A 15,566-nucleotide genomic window follows, 5' to 3' on the forward strand; every position below is an offset into this window, starting at 1 on the left:
GGTTGTTGAAGCTGCCTTTATTCCAAGTGTTAGCAACCCGATTTTTAAAGACTTCATCGGATATGGTGGACGGGTCCTTACAAAGGTACTTGGAAATCTCACGAAAAGACTTGCTTTCATCTAGAGATTGTTCAATATAGCGACGGTCCTCGATTGTAAGATGTTTATGATTCCCTGGTATAAGTTTTGACATAGTGTTATCCTCCTTATGCCGCCGGTTTGGACAACTGATAGAACTATACCGCTAGAAGGAATCATATGCAAGAGTAAACCCTACTTATCCAAGACTAAGTCCTACATAGGATGAACAGGGTAGGATTTAGAAAAATAATTTACGGTAAATAAATATTTTCCGGCTTCCCTTGACATTTTGTCAGCAGTTTGCTACTATTAAAATAATTTAAGAGACTGGGTTGTTACTCCAAGAAGGCAAAACCAGATTTTCCGGGTATAGAGGGTTTCTCTATACTCTGGGAGTCTGGTTTTTTTATTCCTTTTTGGCAGAATTTGGTTTTGCTGTATGAAAGAACTTTCTAAATGATAACCCGTGTGTCTTTTTCCGATAACTGACTTGTGGAAAGTGTACCGCCCGGTATATAATAAAGCCAGCAATGAGGTAAAAAATAAGTGATAGTGGAGGAAAAAAACTATGAGAATCATCGAAACAAAGGATTACGCAGACATGAGCAGAAAGGCAGCGAATCTGATTGCAGCACAGGTTACTATGAAACCTGATTGTGTATTGGGGCTTGCAACAGGATCTTCACCAATTGGTACATATGACCGGCTGGTAGAGATGTATGAGCAGGGAGACCTTGATTTTTCAGGAATTTCCACTGTAAATCTGGATGAATATAAAGGACTGGACCGCGAGAATGACCAGAGCTACTACTATTTTATGCATGAGCACCTGTTTGACCGGGTGAACATCAATGCAGAGCGCACAAATGTGCCGAACGGGATGGAGCCTGATTCTGACAAAGAATGTGCGGGATATGAAGAACTGATCGCATCATTAGGCGGCGTTGACCTCCAGCTTCTCGGACTGGGCCACAATGGCCACATTGGATTTAATGAGCCGGCGGAAGTGTTTGACAAAATAACTCACTGTGTAAATCTGACAGAGAGTACGATCGAGGCAAATAAAAGATTCTTTGCGTCAGCGGATGATGTTCCGAGACAGGCGTATACTATGGGTATTGGGACAATTATGCGGGCTAAAAAGGTTCTTTTGGTTGTCAGCGGAGAAGATAAGGCCGATATCGTGGCAAAGGCATTCTTCGGCGATGTGACACCGGCGGTTCCGGCATCCATCCTGCAGATGCATCCTGATGTAACGATTGTTGCTGATGCAGCAGCATTATCAAAAATCCCGAGATAGTCTGGCATAAGTCATAGAACTGCTTCAGGGATAGAAAGAAGGTTTTTGAATTATGATAATTAAAAATGTACAGGTTTTCGGAGAAGACAAGACATTTACTCCCGGTGAGGTAGTGATCAGCGGAGATGTTTTTGCAGCTTCGGCGGAAAATGACAATGAAGTGATTGACGGAGAAGGCTGTTTTGCCATTCCGGGACTCGTGGACATTCATTTCCACGGCTGTGTCGGGGATGATTTCTGCGATGCCAGTCTTGACGCTGTCAAACATATGGCAGAATATGAGGCGTCTATCGGTGTGACCTCCATATGTCCGGCAACAATGACACTCCCTGAGGCTGAGCTTCATGAGATCATGAAGACGGCGGCGGCATATGAAGGCGGCAGCGGTGCAAAACTGGTCGGCATCAATATGGAAGGTCCATTTATCAGCGCCAAGAAAAAAGGTGCCCAGGCGGCTGATCATATCCGCAATTGTGACACTGCACTCTATCGCAAACTTCAGGAGGAGTCCGGCGGCTTGATTAAGCTGGTAGACATTGCACCGGAGAATGAAGGTGCAATGGAGTTTATCGAGGAAGTAAAAGATGAAACCGTGATCTCAATCGCACATACGACGGCAGATTACGATACAGCGTCCGAGGCGCTTATGAAAGGTGCAAGCCATATTACGCACTTATATAATGCAATGCCCCCTCTTAACCACCGTGATCCGGGCGTTATCGGGGCGGCACGGGATGATGAGGACTGCCATGTAGAGCTGATCTGTGATGGCATCCACATCCATCCGTCTGTTGTACGCGCTACATTTGCTATGTTTGGAGCAGACAGGGTCATCCTGATCAGCGACAGTATGCGTGCGACAGGGCTGACTGACGGCCAGTATACGCTTGGCGGCCAGGATGTATTTGTAAAGGGAGCAAAGGCTACACTGAAAGACGGCACGATCGCCGGCTCTGCAACGAACCTGATGGGCTGCCTGAAAGTGGCAGTGGAGCAGATGGAGATTCCGCTCGAGGATGCCGTTGCATGTGCGACCATGAATCCTGCGAAGGAAATCGGAATTTACGATTCCTGCGGAAGTATTACACCAGGAAAAGCAGCGGACCTCGTTCTTTTGGATAAAGAACTGAATGTGAAAGCTGTTTATGTAAATGGGAGAAAACAAGCATGAATTTTGTCCGAAAACATCAAAAAGCAGTCTTTATAATCGGACTGGCGGTTATCCTTCTTTGTACGCTGGCATACTGGCAGCGTCAGGCGACGCTGTCCAGTGCGACGGCTACGAAGCTGAAAGATGAGCCGAGGAAGGGTGAGGTGGTTGTATCAACGTTTTATTACGACCAGCTCACCCGGAAGGAAGCCGCGGTTTATGACATGATGAAGAGCAGGCTCGACAACATGGAGGGCGGGGTTGTAGAATTCCCGGAAGCCATGAGCGGACCTGAATATCTCCGTGTTACGACTGCATTGGAAGATGAGGGATACAATTATTTTTACGGATTTTATGATATTCCGATGACAGAAGATGATGTCTATGTGAAGTATAAAAATACGGACCTGACGACTATCAAAGAAAAGAAGATAACAAAGGCCATCCTGTTCCTTTCCTGTGCGGAAGGAATCAATGAAGCCGGTGATTATGACAAAGACGGCACCGTGAAGAACCTGTCTGAGATTCAGGACGGACTGGCAGGAAATTCCGGAGACAAAGTGGAAGGGATTGTAAAAGTCCAGAATGAGACTGAAGAAATACTCTCTCAGATTATGGAGAAGCTTCCGCCAGATTACGGTGAGAAAAAGGCTGTGGATTATTTCCTGAAATGGCTGGATGAGAATATGTCCGTAGCTGTGGGCATCGGTGAGGACGCACTGGATTTCTCCAGTATGGAGGATGTATTTGAAGGAGCGTATATATACAACAATCTGTCGGCTGTAACGGAACATAAGGCGACCTCACTGGGATATGCGAAGATTCTGTCAGAGCTGTGCGGCCGTGCGGGCATGGAGTCACATATCGTGCTCGGGATATGGGGAAAGAGCAGTATGAATCAGGAAGGGTATGTATTCTGTGCCATCCAGATGAACGGACAGACCATCTACGTGGATGCCAGCGCTGCCAAAGGCAGTGACCTGGGAGGGCAGCAGTACCTGACCCAGCAGGAGGCAAAGAACCACCTGAAGTTTGTGGAATATTTTGAATACTAGATCTGTATGAGTAATTTGGTAATATTGTACGAAAATATTAAAAAAAAATAAACATTATAACCAAATTATAAACTGTTTCGCTGATAGAGGTTGACTTTGGACACTAATTTTGTTATAGTCTATTCATCAAGTTAATACCAATGGATTGTTACTGTAAGGCAGGCAAAACCAGATTTTATAAGCAAGGCGTACTACGCCATGCTTATAGGATTTGGTTTTTTTATTTCATAGGAATAAAGGATAATTATGGTAATTGAAAAGATTATAAACAATAACATAGTTTCAGCCTTCGACGAAACAGGCAGGGAAGTTGTGATCATGGGACGCGGCATCGGCTTCGGGACAAAGCCGGGAAGAGAAGTGGCACAGCAGAAGATTGAAAAGATCTTCAAGATCAAGAGCCAGAGTCTGGCGGAGCAGTTCAAAGAACTGCTGGCGAATATGCCTCTGGAACATGCGCAGATATCTAATGATATCATTTCTTATGCGAAGAGCCATTTAAAGCTGAAGCTGAACCAGAGCATATATGTGACCCTGACAGACCATATTAATTTTGCGATTGAGAGGTACAGTCAGGGGATTAAACCGGAGAATGCACTTCTCTGGGAGATAAAGCGTTTTTACCAGCAGGAGTACCAGTTAGGGAAATATGCGGTTGATATTATCTGGGAGAGGCTGCACATCGCGCTTCCGGATGATGAGGCAGGATTTATAGCACTTCATTTCGTGAATGCGGAGTATGGGACTGATATCCGGGATGCACTGAATTTCCCGAATCTGATGAAAGACATTCTGGATATTGTAAAGAGTGAGCTGGGAATCGAATTCGATGAAGGTTCCCTGCATTATGAGCGGTTTGTGACACATGTGAAGTTCCTGCTCCAGAGAGTGTACCGGAAGGAGCTTCTTCCGAATGAGGAGAATGAACTCGCCGAGATGATGCAGATGAAATATCCGAAAGAGTATGCATGCAGCAGACAGGTGGCAAAATATATAGAGGATGCTACTAATAGTAAGATATCCGGGGAAGAGATCATGTATCTCTCGATTCATATCCGGAGAGTGACAATGGTGGAGAACGAAAAATAAAAGGAGGAGAAGACATGTTCGATTTTTTAAAGAAAAAAAGCAAAAAACATCTGCTCGGGGCACCGGCAGCAGGAAAGGCGGTATCAATCAAAGAGGTAAACGACCCGACTTTCAGTGAGGAGATTCTGGGAAAAGGAGTCGCTGTCATTCCGTCAGAGGGAAAGATTTATGCACCGGCAGACGGTGAGATTGGAATGGTATTTGATACGCTCCATGCAGTGAGCATGACGACTGATTACGGCGCAGAAGTGCTGATCCATGTAGGACTGGATACCGTAAAGATGAACGGGGAAGGTTTTGAAGGACACGTGAAGGCAGGAGATAAGGTGAAAAAAGGCGACCTTCTTCTGACCGTTGACCTGGAAAAAGTGAAAGCGGCCGGATATGATATCATAACTCCAATGCTGATCTGCAATACAGGAGACTATGCCGCTGTGGAAGCAATGGCCGGTAAGGAAGTAACTGCCGGGGATGATGTACTTTCTGTGGAAGAGAAATAAGGTTACTGGTTCAATGTATTTTAGCCGGCAGTGTACCGGTTTAAAATAAATAAAGGGATTAATAGTCAAAAGGATTCGAGAAGGAGGAAAAATATGAAATATTTACAAAGATTAGGTAAATCCTTGATGCTCCCGGTTGCTTGTCTCCCGGTTGCAGCTATTTTACAGGGTATAGGTTACTGGATTGACCCGACAGGATGGGGTGCCAATAGTATAATTGCAGCATTTCTGCTCAAAGCAGGTGGTGTTCTGATTGACCAGATGCCGATTTTGTTTGCAATCGGTGTAGCGGTAGGTATGGCAGATGACAATGACGGTACGGCAGGACTCGCAGGACTTGTATCATGGCTGATGACTACAACGATTCTGTCACCTGCAGTTGTTTCAATGCTCTTAAAGATCGAAGTAGATGCAGTTGACCCTGCATTCTCAAAGATCCAGACACAGTTTATCGGTATCCTCTGCGGTATTATCGCAGCTGGCTGCTATAACAAGTTCAAGAGTACGAAGCTTCCGGATGCATTCTCATTCTTCAGTGGAAAGAGATGTGTTGCGATTGTAACAGCAGGAGCATCCATCGTATCATCTTTAGTTCTGTTCTTCGCTTGGCCGGTTATTTACAAAGCACTGACCTCATTTGGCGAGATGATCATGAACCTCGGCGCGATCGGAGCTGGATTATACGGATTCTTTAACAGACTCCTGATTCCGTTCGGTCTGCACCACGCACTGAACTCCGTATTCTGGTTCGACGTTGCAGGTATCAATGATATCGGTAAATTCTGGGGCAACATGGACGGCGGTATCCTTGGACAGACAGGTATGTACATGTCCGGATTCTTCCCGGTAATGATGTTTGGTCTTCCGGCAGCAGCGCTGGCAATGTACCATACAGCAAAAGACAACAAGAAGAAAATTGCAGCAGGTCTGTTATTCTCAGCAGCGATTGCATCATTCTTCAACGGTGTTACAGAGCCTCTGGAATTCTCATTCATGTTCCTTGCTCCGGCACTTTACGGTATCCATGCAGTACTGACAGGTATTTCAATGGCAGTTGTGGCAATCCTGCCTGTGAGGGCTGGTTTCAACTTCAGTGCAGGTCTTGTTGACTGGATCCTGAGTTTCAAGGCTCCGTTTGCAGAGAACCCACTGCTTTTGATTCCGATTGGTATCGTAGTTGGAATTATTTACTATGTCATATTCAGATTCGTTATTGTTAAATTCAACCTGAAGACACCGGGTAGAGAAGATGATGATATGGATGAAACACAGGTACAGTTGGCAAATGATGATTTCACAGCAATCGCTGAGATCATTCTGGAAGGTGTCGGCGGTAAAGAAAATGTTACAAGTGTTGACAACTGTATTACAAGACTTCGTCTTGAAATCAAAGATTACACAGCAGTAAATGAAAAGAAGATCAAATCAGCAGGTGTTGCAGGCGTTATCAGACCTAGCAAGACAGCTGTACAGGTCATCATTGGAACGAAAGTTCAGTTTGTTGCTGACGAATTTAAAAAACTCTGTAAATAAACAGAGCCAAATATAATCCCTTTTCTGAAAAGACCGCGTTAAGCGGTCTTTTTGGAATCACGGAGTAAGGAGCAGGAAATGAAATATATACTGGAAGCATGCGTTGACAGTGTACAGTCAGCGATAGAGGCGCAGAAAGGCGGGGCAGACCGGGTAGAATTATGCGGGAACCTGATTATAGGGGGGGACATCCCCGGGGAAGGCTTTGTTTCAGCAGGTGAGAAAGTATACTGACCTGAAGATCAGGGTGCTTCTGCGGCCGCGGTTCGGTGATTTCTGTTATGATGATTATGAATTCGCCATGATGCAGGAAGACACCCAGATGTACAGGGAACTGGGCGCAGACGGGCTTGTCACCGGAATCCTGACTCCTGACGGGACACTGAATATGCAGCAGATGAAGGCACTGGCTGACACGGCAGGGAAGATGGATGTTGCACTCCACCGCGCCTTTGATGTCAGCTGGGACCCGTTTGTGACTCTGGAACAGGCTGTTTCTCTGGGGCTTAAGACCATACTGACAAGCGGAATGAAAAACAGTGCGTGGGAGGGCCGCGACCTGCTGAAAAGTCTCGTGAATGAGAGTGACGGGCGGATAGAGATTATGGCCGGCGCCGGAATCAGTCCGGAAGTAATCAGAGAACTCGTGCCATATACCGGTGTGACTGCCTGCCATATGTCTGGAAAAATTGTCAGGGACAGCAGAATGGAATTTCGCAGAGACGGCGTCAGCATGGGATTTCCCGGTTTCAGCGAATATGAGATATGGGAGACTTCGGCGGAGAACATAAAAGAGGCCGTGCGGGTATTGGGTGAGTTGTAAAAAAATTTTGATTTTACTCCTTGACAAAAAGCAGGGAATAAGATAAGATTTCAGCGTAAGCAGCCATATATAGGATGCATCAATCCACAGGCAGATTCAGATGCCGGATTGAAAGATTGAATACTGGAAAAGCGTTGAAGAGAACAAGTAGTAATAATGCGGAGAAAACAGAAAGCAGCCGGCTGATGAGAGGCGCATGACACGGTTATTTACGAATACATCTCCAAGCTTCACACCGAACGCCGGACGGCGGTCCTTACAGGCCGGCAGGAAGCAAGTAGGCTGTGACGGAATGGTACACGTTAACGTACTGAGTGATTAAGCATGATAAAGCGGTTTATGTCCCGTGTTTACCTGCCAGATACACTCACTGAGGCAGACGGTGCGAATTGTCTGCGAATGAAGGTGGTACCACGAGTTTATGAGCCCTCGTCCTTTCAGGATAGGGGCTCTTTTTGCATGCAGATATGAAAAAATAGGAAAAGAAAGAAGGATGAAGACAATGACACTCTACGAAGAATTACAGGCCAGAGGGCTGATTGCCCAGGTCACAGACGAAAAGCTGATTGCTGATTTAATCAATAACGGGAAGGCGACATTCTATATCGGGTTTGACCCGACAGCGGACAGCCTCCATGTAGGACATTTCATGGCACTGTGCCTGATGAAGCGTCTTCAGATGGCGGGGAATAAGCCAATCGCGCTGATTGGCGGGGGAACAGGTATGATCGGTGACCCTTCAGGGAGATCTGATATGCGCCAGATGATGACGATGGAGACAATACAGCACAACTGTGACTGCTTCAAAAAGCAGATGAGCAATTTTATCGATTTTTCAGAAGGCAAGGCGCTTATGGTCAACAATGCTGACTGGCTGCTGGATCTGAATTATGTCGATGTTCTGCGTGAAGTTGGTTCCCATTTCAGCGTGAACCGTATGCTTTCAGCCGAATGCTACAAGCAGAGGATGGAAAAGGGACTGACCTTCCTTGAGTTTAATTACATGATCATGCAGGCATACGACTTTTACGCATTATACCAGAACTATGGCTGTAACCTGCAGTTCGGCGGTGATGACCAGTGGGGCAACATGCTTGCCGGAACGGAGCTGATCCGCAGAAAGCTTGGAAAAGATGCAAGCGCCATGACAATTACCCTTCTCCTGAATTCAGAAGGAAAGAAGATGGGAAAGACACAGTCTGGTGCAGTGTGGCTTGATCCTGAGAAGACATCACCTTTTGACTTTTACCAGTACTGGAGAAACATCGGAGATGCAGACGTCCTGAAATGTATCCGTATGCTGACCTTCCTTCCTCTGGAAGAGATTAATGAGATGGATAACTGGGAGGGAAGCCAGCTGAACAAAGCGAAAGAAATTCTGGCATATGAACTGACCCAGATGGTTCACGGAGAGGAAGAAGCGAAGAAAGCACAGGAGAGTGCAAGAGCACTGTTCAGTCAGGGAAATGCTGCAGAAATGCCTACGGCAGAGCTGACAGACGACGATATGACAGACGGTTCCATTGACATCCTGACACTTCTTTTAAAGAGCGGGCTCGTTCCTTCTAAATCAGAGGCAAGACGTGCCGTAGAGCAGGGCGGCGTCGCTGTGGACGGAGAAAAAGTGTCAGATATCCATGCGGCATTTGCAAGAGATTCCTTTACCGGGGACGGTGCTGTTTTGAAAAAAGGTAAGAAAAATTTCCGTAAAGTTGTGATAAAATAGAGTCAGGTATAGTAACTTTATTATAGCGGATGTCCGGAATGGTGCAAAAGCAGTTAAAACATAGTACTTTCCCGGAAGATTCGTTTAATGAAACAGGAGGAAATGAATATGGGATTTAAAGAAATATCTGTGGAAGAACTTCAGTTTAATCCGTTTACCAAGATCGGAAAAGAATGGATGCTCGTAACGGCAGGAGATGAGACCAGCCATAATACAATGACGGCAAGCTGGGGCGGCGTTGGTGTCATGTGGGGAAAGAACGTAGTCAGCGTTTATATCCGTCCGCAGAGATACACAAAGGAATTTGTGGATGCCAATGACACATTTACACTTTCCTTTTACGATGAGGCCTACAAAAAAGCACTTGGCATCTGCGGAAGCAAGTCCGGCCGCGACTGCGATAAGGAAGCGGAGGCAGGTCTGACACCATATTATGTAGACGGAACGACTGCTTTCGAAGAAGCAAATATGATACTGGTGTGTAAGAAACAGTATCATCAGGATATGGCTGCAGAACATTTTGATGAAAAAGAAAACGATGAAAAGTGCTATCCCCAGAAGGATTACCATACCATGTATATGGCAGAGATTGTAAAAGTTCTTGTAAAAGAATAGTTATTTTGCCGGAGGCCAGACAGGGCTTCCGGCAAATTTCATCTTTGGCCCCTGTGCTGGCGAACATCAATAAAATGGAGGCTTTCTGCATAAAAATAACAGTAAACAGGTGATAAAGTGAAGCACAGGTGATATAATAGTGTGAAACAGATTATGTAAGAAAAGAATCATGAAGGAGGAACTTCTATGTATTATAAAGAGTATGGAAATACAGGGATGAAGGTGTCCGCCATTGGCCTGGGGACGATGCGCTACGATGCCGACGATGTCAGTGCGGGGAGATTCGAAAAGTGTGCGGAGATACCGCTGTATGCCTTGGAGAATGGCATCAATTACTGGGATACTGCTCCCGGCTACTGCGATGATAAAAGTGAGATTATCACAGGAATTGCGCTTTCACAGGTGAAGAGGAACGATGTATATATTACCTCTAAGACGAACTTTAATACAATAGGAGAGAACCCGACCAGAGATGATTTCAGAAAAAGACTGGAGATGTCACTTGACAGACTGAAAACAGATTACATAGACTTTTATCATATGTGGTGTATGCTGGATCTGCAGTCATGGGAGAGACATATGGAGGTCCTGTATGGATTCTTCGAGGAGGCTAAAAAAGAAGGCCTTATCCGCAATATTGTATTTTCCTCCCATATGCAGGGCAATGACATTGAGACTGTTGTGGAGACTGGGAAATTCAGAGGCATGCTGATCGGCTATAATGCCCTTAATTACCGTTTCCGTCAGAGCGGTATTGAAAAGGCGTATAAAGAAGGAATGGGCGTTGTCGTCATGAATCCGCTCGGCGGGGGAATGATTCCAAACAATCCGGAGGCATTTACATACCTTACAGAGGGAACTGACCTCAACGTAGCACAGGCAGCATTGAGGTTTGTCGCATCCCACAGGGAAATAACTATTACACTGGCAGGATGTACGACAAAAGAACATGTGGACGATGCAGTAAAAGCTGTAGAGAATCTGGAAGAACGCCCGGCAGAGGAAATCATAAGACAATATGAGGGGAGAGGAGAATCTCTGAATAATCTCTGTACAGGCTGTGCGTACTGCAAAGGATGCCCGAAAGAAATCGAAATTCCAAAATACATGGATGCATATAACCAGTACATACTGACGGGAAATAAAAAGGCCATACCGGACCGCCTTGACAACCACTGGGATATCCCGAAAGAGAAAGTGCTGGAATGCATTGCCTGCAAAAAATGCGAGAAGCAGTGCACCCAGCATCTGCCGATCGTAGACCGGCTGAAAGAAATCGGAGAACTATAAATGAAAGTGTAACTGCACATTTTCAAAGGGGTCTGACCCCTTTGAAGCTGCTTGTTAAGAAATAGACAAGAACTGTACGCTATATGGAGGCATATCGAGCTGCCCGCTCAGTGTGCCTTCTTTTTGTGTGATCATGTCAGTATAATCGCCCTGAAGTTCGTCATTATTAGCAGTGAATTCAGAGTCAGATGCATTGATTGCAACCAATACTTTTTCTTTGTCACTTTTCCGCTCGAAAATGAGCTGGTGGTTGGTGATGACTACATTATGGTAGCCGCCGTTGCAGAGTGCGTCGCTTTCACGGCGGACCGCTATCAGCTGTGTAATAAACGCAGTCAGTTCATTCGGTTTTGGATCCTCAAAGGCCGGGCGCAGCGCGTAATCATTATCCGGTGCCTTGACGCCCTCCTCACCCCACTCACTTCCATAATAAATACATGGGATGCCGGGCATGCCAAACAATATGCCATAAGCCAGAGGCAGATGCTCCTTGTTCGTGAGAATGCTTGCGATTCTGGTAACATCATGATTATCTACGAAATTCATCAGATGCTTGCCGCGGTAAATACACCACTGCTCAGGTCCGTACTGGCGGTTTAGAGAGTGTGCAATCTCAAACAGGTTCATGCTGTTAAAACTGGAAAATATCCCTTTGTAGCATTCATAATTCGTACAGCTGTGAAGCATCTCATCATTGACGATAATGTTGTAATCACCGAAAAGAACTTCCCCGATCAATGCAAACCCGGGCTTCAATTCCTCACAGTACCGGCGTAAACGCTTCATAAAATTATGATCCAGACTGTAAGCAACATCCAGACGCAGACCATCGATACCGAATTCCTCAATCCAGAAACGGACGCACTCCAGCAGATAATCCACGACAGCAGGATTCTGGAGGTTCAGTTTGACAAGTTCATAATGCCCCTCCCAGCCTTCATACCAGAAGCCATCGTTATAACCGCTGTTTCCATCGAAATTGATACGGAACCAGTCCTTGTAAGGTGAATCCCATTTCTTCTCCTGTACGTCCTGAAAAGCCCAGAACCCGCGCCCTACGTGGTTAAAAACACCATCCAGCATAATCTTGACATCGTGGGAATGCAGCGTATCACATACATATTTAAAATCTTCATTTGTTCCGAGACGGCAGTCAATCTTCTTGAAATCCCTGGTATCATAACCGTGATTGTCAGAATCAAAGATCGGGTTCAGGATAATAGAACCAATCCCAAGTTTCTGGAGATATTCGCTCCAGCCTGCAATCTTCCGTATTCTGGGTACTGTCACTCCGTCGTTATGAACCGGGGCATCACAAAATCCAATAGGATATATCTGATAGAAAGTTTCATTATAAGCCCACATAAGTTCCACCTGCTTTCTAATAAGGTAATTGTTAAAGTTCCATATTTAATTAGTAAAACTGGAAATACTTTTAAAGTATAACATAAATATAAGAGCCTTGAAAGACCCCGCGAACCGAAAAAAATGTCCGGATGCTGAAAAATATGTTGACAATTGGATTCGTACATACTATAATAGTACAGCATGACAAAAGGAGAAACAGCATACACCAAAGCCCCGGAGTGCGCTGATTTCATATAAAAGCAAAGCAAGTTATATGATGATTATTATTAGGAGGAACACCCATGAAAACTTATATGGCTAACCCAGACAAGATTGAAAGAAAATGGTATGTGGTTGACGCTGAAGGATGTACATTAGGACGTCTCTCTTCAGAGATCGCAAAAGTTCTGAGAGGAAAGAACAAGCCAGAATTCACACCACATGTTGATACAGGAGATTACGTAGTAGTAGTTAATGCAGAGAAAGTAAAAGTAACAGGCAAGAAGTTACAGCAGAAGATCTACTACAATCACTCTGACTATGTAGGAGGTATGAGAGAGACTACACTGGCAGAGATGATGGCTAAGAAGCCGGAGATGGTAGTTGAATTAGCAGTTAAAGGAATGCTTCCAAAAGGACCTTTAGGAAGAGAAATGCTTACGAAACTTCATGTATACGCTGGACCAGAGCACAAACAGCAGGCTCAGAAACCAGAAGTATTAACATTTTAAGGAAAGGTTGAAAGGAGGACATTACTGTGGCTAACGCAAAATATTACGGAACAGGAAGAAGAAAAAAATCTATCGCAAGAGTATATCTTGTACCTGGAACAGGTAAAATCACTATAAATAAAAGAGACATTGATGAGTATTTAGGACTGGAGACATTGAAGGTTGTTGTCCGCCAGCCACTCGTTGCTACTGGTACAGTTGATAAATTTGACGTACTGGTTAACGTACACGGCGGTGGATATACAGGACAGGCAGGAGCAATCCGTCACGGAATCTCAAGGGCACTTCTTGAGGCAGATGCTGAATACAGACCTACTCTGAAGACAGCAGGATACCTTACACGTGATCCACGTATGAAAGAACGTAAGAAATACGGTCTCAAAGCAGCTCGTAGAGCACCGCAGTTCAGCAAGAGATAGGAAATTGCATATATTTATTGTATGGAAACCCACAGACATCAAGTTTGTGGGTTTTTTTGAAGTGATTGCTGTGGTATACTTATATTGTCAAAGATATATTGTTAAGAATATATGTTAAAGAATGGAATGAGGAGGAATGTATAATGCCGGAAATAGCATTATTTTATGGAATTAGGGTAACAATGTATTATGATGATCACAATCCACCGCATTTTCATGCAGAGTACAATGGACATAAAGCAATAGTGGAGATAGATGGAGTAAGAGTAATAAAAGGCGCCTTGCCGTCAAAACAATTAAAGCTAATTTTAGCATGGTGTGTTTTGCATCAGGATGAATTGATGCAGAATTGGGAATTATCGAAAGACGGGAAACCCATGAATAGAATTAATCCTTTGGTTTAGGGGGTGGTGATATGTTTCCAAAGGTAGTACAGGTGATACCAATGAAAGATTACTCAGTTTATGTATATTTTGAAGATGGAAAAATTGTATGCTATGATATGTCTAAAATGATTGAGAAAGAGGCATTTCGTCCACTGAAAGATATTGATGTTTTTACAGATACCTGCACGGTGATGAATGATACTCTTGCATGGGATATTTGTGGGAACCGGGATAATACAATGTGCTTGGATATTGACCCAGACACATTATACGAATTACCGTTTGTGAAAGAAAAGATAGCTTAATATATGGATAGAAGATAGTATGCCTGTATATAAAAGAATTATCAGAACCCTTGGAAACACAATGTTTTCGAGTGCTTTTGCGTCCCGGAAAGTTATCAGAATATGTGGGGAACTATCAAACACGCTCCAGCACCAGCCGTACTTGATACAGTACAAATAATCGTATATAATCTATATATAAATCTTATCGGAACATGGGGAGGGCTGGAAATGGATGACAATGGGATTGTCCTCCTTGTAGAGGACGACAAAGAGATACTGCGCATCAACAGACGTATCCTGGAGAAAGAGGGATTCACGGTGCTTTGTGCTGAAAGTCTTTGTGAGGCGCGGCAAAAGCTGGCCGGGCAGTCCCCTGATGTGTTGGTGCTGGACATTATGCTGCCTGATGGCAGTGGCCTTGATTTCTGCCGGGAGGTACAGGATTTTACAGTCTCTCCGGTGTTGTTCCTTACCGCTTTAGATGAAAATCATGAGATCGTAGAGGGGCTGGCGGCAGGTGGCAGCGATTATATTACAAAACCTTATGACATGGAGCAATTTGTGGCCCGTGTCAAGTCTCATCTCCGGCTCGCGCGCATGAACCAGAGGGCGGCAGAGCAGGCGAAAACTCTCGTACGGGGGCCGCTTACGCTGGAGATGGTGTCAGGAAGAGCTTATTTGAACGGGACTGACCTGCTATTTAATGCCAAGGAATTTGCGCTGCTGCGGTTTCTGATACAAAATGAGGGTACTACATTTTCTAAAGAAGCTTTATATGAAGCTGTCTGGAATTTGCCTGTTATCCATGATGCCCGCGTCATAAAAAGCCATTTATCCCGTGTGCGTGTAAGACTTCAGGGCAGCGGCTACACAATCGAAACAGTGCGCGGGGTGGGATATCGGTTCGGACATGTGAAGTAAAAAAGAACAGTGCAAAAAGTGTGAAGGTATAAACTTTTCAACCTTCACACTTTTTTGTGTCTTTTGTGGTAGAATAAGGGAAATAAATGGAGTAATTGAACAGAAAGCTATTTCGGGCCTTCTGTTTTATTTTTTTATAACTTATTTTATTAAATTTATTAAAAAAAAATAAAAATTACGAAAGGGTCTTGACAATGATAAAAAATCGCATATACTTTGACAGACAGACAGACAGACAGACAGACAGACAGACAGACAGACAGACAGACAGACAGACAGACAGACAGACAGACAGACAGACAGACAGACAGAC

At 44.6% G+C, this 15,566-nt stretch carries 17 protein-coding genes and 1 pseudogene; 16 read left to right on the top strand and 2 right to left on the bottom strand.

The annotated features are described in order from the left end of the window. Positions 1-193: helix-turn-helix domain-containing protein (locus A8806_RS25265; protein WP_146203302.1), on the bottom strand; the 193-nt coding region annotated here is incomplete at its 3' end. 456 nt (positions 194-649) lie between these two features. Between A8806_RS25265 and nagB the strand changes: the two genes are divergently transcribed. From nagB to A8806_RS25315, 11 genes and pseudogenes are all read left to right on the top strand, one after another. After that, on the top strand, positions 650-1,381 hold the full coding sequence (nagB, locus tag A8806_RS25270; protein ID WP_109733933.1) for a glucosamine-6-phosphate deaminase: 732 nt from the start codon (positions 650-652) through the stop codon (positions 1,379-1,381). 52 nt (positions 1,382-1,433) lie between these two features. Continuing rightward, positions 1,434-2,552: an N-acetylglucosamine-6-phosphate deacetylase gene (nagA, locus tag A8806_RS25275; RefSeq protein WP_109733934.1), complete on the top strand. Its 1,119-nt coding sequence runs from the start codon at positions 1,434-1,436 to the stop codon at positions 2,550-2,552. Beyond that, the gene (locus A8806_RS25280; RefSeq protein WP_109733935.1) at positions 2,549-3,586 is read left to right on the top strand and encodes a hypothetical protein; all 1,038 of its coding nucleotides are present in this window, start codon (positions 2,549-2,551) and stop codon (positions 3,584-3,586) included. The genes nagA and A8806_RS25280 overlap by 4 nt, the downstream gene beginning before the upstream one ends. Before the next feature lie 246 nt (positions 3,587-3,832). Continuing rightward, on the top strand, positions 3,833-4,675 hold the full coding sequence (gene licT / locus A8806_RS25285) for a BglG family transcription antiterminator LicT (RefSeq protein WP_109733936.1): 843 nt from the start codon (positions 3,833-3,835) through the stop codon (positions 4,673-4,675). Positions 4,676-4,689: 14 nt separating this feature from the next. After that, positions 4,690-5,175 (top strand): PTS sugar transporter subunit IIA, encoded by a 486-nt coding sequence (locus A8806_RS25290; protein WP_109733937.1) that lies wholly within the window; start codon positions 4,690-4,692, stop codon positions 5,173-5,175. Positions 5,176-5,268: 93 nt separating this feature from the next. Continuing rightward, positions 5,269-6,708: an N-acetylglucosamine-specific PTS transporter subunit IIBC gene (nagE, locus tag A8806_RS25295; protein ID WP_109733938.1), complete on the top strand. Its 1,440-nt coding sequence runs from the start codon at positions 5,269-5,271 to the stop codon at positions 6,706-6,708. Positions 6,709-6,786: 78 nt separating this feature from the next. Continuing rightward, positions 6,787-7,531: pseudogene (locus A8806_RS25300) on the top strand (copper homeostasis protein CutC). A gap of 196 nt (positions 7,532-7,727) precedes the next feature. Then, a complete protein-coding gene (locus tag A8806_RS26800) occupies positions 7,728-7,853 on the top strand; it encodes a hypothetical protein (RefSeq protein WP_278321142.1) in 126 nt (41 codons plus the stop codon). A 180-nt stretch (positions 7,854-8,033) separates the two neighbouring features. Further along, positions 8,034-9,257, top strand: coding sequence for a tyrosine--tRNA ligase (gene tyrS / locus A8806_RS25305; RefSeq protein ID WP_109733963.1), 1,224 nt, complete (start codon positions 8,034-8,036; stop codon positions 9,255-9,257). 108 nt (positions 9,258-9,365) lie between these two features. Beyond that, positions 9,366-9,872, top strand: coding sequence for a flavin reductase family protein (locus tag A8806_RS25310; protein ID WP_109733939.1), 507 nt, complete (start codon positions 9,366-9,368; stop codon positions 9,870-9,872). 186 nt (positions 9,873-10,058) lie between these two features. Further along, positions 10,059-11,162 carry an aldo/keto reductase gene (locus A8806_RS25315; protein ID WP_109733940.1) on the top strand — a complete coding sequence of 368 codons (1,104 nt, stop codon included), beginning with the start codon at positions 10,059-10,061 and terminating at the stop codon, positions 11,160-11,162. Positions 11,163-11,216: 54 nt separating this feature from the next. On the opposite strand, the gene A8806_RS25320 is transcribed toward A8806_RS25315, so the two are convergent. Then, positions 11,217-12,527, bottom strand: coding sequence for an alpha-amylase family glycosyl hydrolase (locus A8806_RS25320; RefSeq protein WP_109733941.1), 1,311 nt, complete (start codon positions 12,525-12,527; stop codon positions 11,217-11,219). Between the two features lie 284 nt (positions 12,528-12,811). Here A8806_RS25320 and rplM point away from each other — a divergent pair, with 284 nt between their 5' ends. The 5 genes from rplM (at position 12,812) to A8806_RS25345 (ending at position 15,253) form a co-directional block, all read left to right on the top strand. After that, the gene (rplM, locus tag A8806_RS25325; RefSeq protein ID WP_109733942.1) at positions 12,812-13,240 is read left to right on the top strand and encodes a 50S ribosomal protein L13; all 429 of its coding nucleotides are present in this window, start codon (positions 12,812-12,814) and stop codon (positions 13,238-13,240) included. A gap of 26 nt (positions 13,241-13,266) precedes the next feature. Beyond that, positions 13,267-13,659 carry a 30S ribosomal protein S9 gene (rpsI, locus tag A8806_RS25330; protein ID WP_109733943.1) on the top strand — a complete coding sequence of 131 codons (393 nt, stop codon included), beginning with the start codon at positions 13,267-13,269 and terminating at the stop codon, positions 13,657-13,659. Positions 13,660-13,802: 143 nt separating this feature from the next. Beyond that, on the top strand, positions 13,803-14,063 hold the full coding sequence (locus tag A8806_RS25335; RefSeq protein WP_109733944.1) for a DUF4160 domain-containing protein: 261 nt from the start codon (positions 13,803-13,805) through the stop codon (positions 14,061-14,063). A gap of 11 nt (positions 14,064-14,074) precedes the next feature. After that, positions 14,075-14,350, top strand: a complete 276-nt coding sequence (locus A8806_RS25340) for a DUF2442 domain-containing protein (RefSeq protein WP_109733945.1) — start codon at positions 14,075-14,077, stop codon at positions 14,348-14,350. A 210-nt stretch (positions 14,351-14,560) separates the two neighbouring features. Next, entirely contained in the window at positions 14,561-15,253 is a 693-nt protein-coding gene (locus A8806_RS25345) for a response regulator transcription factor (RefSeq protein ID WP_109733946.1), read from the top strand. Positions 15,254-15,566: the final 313 nt, after the last annotated feature.

The organism is Faecalicatena orotica (genome assembly GCF_003149245.1).
In the GTDB taxonomy this organism is placed as follows: Bacteria; Bacillota; Clostridia; order Lachnospirales; family Lachnospiraceae; genus Faecalicatena_A; species Faecalicatena_A orotica.

Excerpts from the sequence above, each read along its gene's own strand:
- nagB (WP_109733933.1), top strand. The coding sequence starts at position 650 with ATGAGAATCATCGAAACAAAGGATTACGCAGACATGAGCAGAAAGGCA.
- nagA (WP_109733934.1), top strand. The coding sequence starts at position 1,434 with ATGATAATTAAAAATGTACAGGTTTTCGGAGAAGACAAGACATTTACT.
- A8806_RS25280 (WP_109733935.1), top strand. The coding sequence starts at position 2,549 with ATGAATTTTGTCCGAAAACATCAAAAAGCAGTCTTTATAATCGGACTG.
- licT (WP_109733936.1), top strand. The coding sequence starts at position 3,833 with ATGGTAATTGAAAAGATTATAAACAATAACATAGTTTCAGCCTTCGAC.
- A8806_RS25290 (WP_109733937.1), top strand. The coding sequence starts at position 4,690 with ATGTTCGATTTTTTAAAGAAAAAAAGCAAAAAACATCTGCTCGGGGCA.
- nagE (WP_109733938.1), top strand. The coding sequence starts at position 5,269 with ATGAAATATTTACAAAGATTAGGTAAATCCTTGATGCTCCCGGTTGCT.
- A8806_RS26800 (WP_278321142.1), top strand. The coding sequence starts at position 7,728 with ATGACACGGTTATTTACGAATACATCTCCAAGCTTCACACCGAACGCC.
- tyrS (WP_109733963.1), top strand. The coding sequence starts at position 8,034 with ATGACACTCTACGAAGAATTACAGGCCAGAGGGCTGATTGCCCAGGTC.
- A8806_RS25310 (WP_109733939.1), top strand. The coding sequence starts at position 9,366 with ATGGGATTTAAAGAAATATCTGTGGAAGAACTTCAGTTTAATCCGTTT.
- A8806_RS25315 (WP_109733940.1), top strand. The coding sequence starts at position 10,059 with ATGTATTATAAAGAGTATGGAAATACAGGGATGAAGGTGTCCGCCATT.
- A8806_RS25320 (WP_109733941.1), bottom strand. The coding sequence starts at position 12,527 with ATGTGGGCTTATAATGAAACTTTCTATCAGATATATCCTATTGGATTT.
- rplM (WP_109733942.1), top strand. The coding sequence starts at position 12,812 with ATGAAAACTTATATGGCTAACCCAGACAAGATTGAAAGAAAATGGTAT.
- A8806_RS25335 (WP_109733944.1), top strand. The coding sequence starts at position 13,803 with ATGCCGGAAATAGCATTATTTTATGGAATTAGGGTAACAATGTATTAT.
- A8806_RS25340 (WP_109733945.1), top strand. The coding sequence starts at position 14,075 with ATGTTTCCAAAGGTAGTACAGGTGATACCAATGAAAGATTACTCAGTT.
- A8806_RS25345 (WP_109733946.1), top strand. The coding sequence starts at position 14,561 with ATGGATGACAATGGGATTGTCCTCCTTGTAGAGGACGACAAAGAGATA.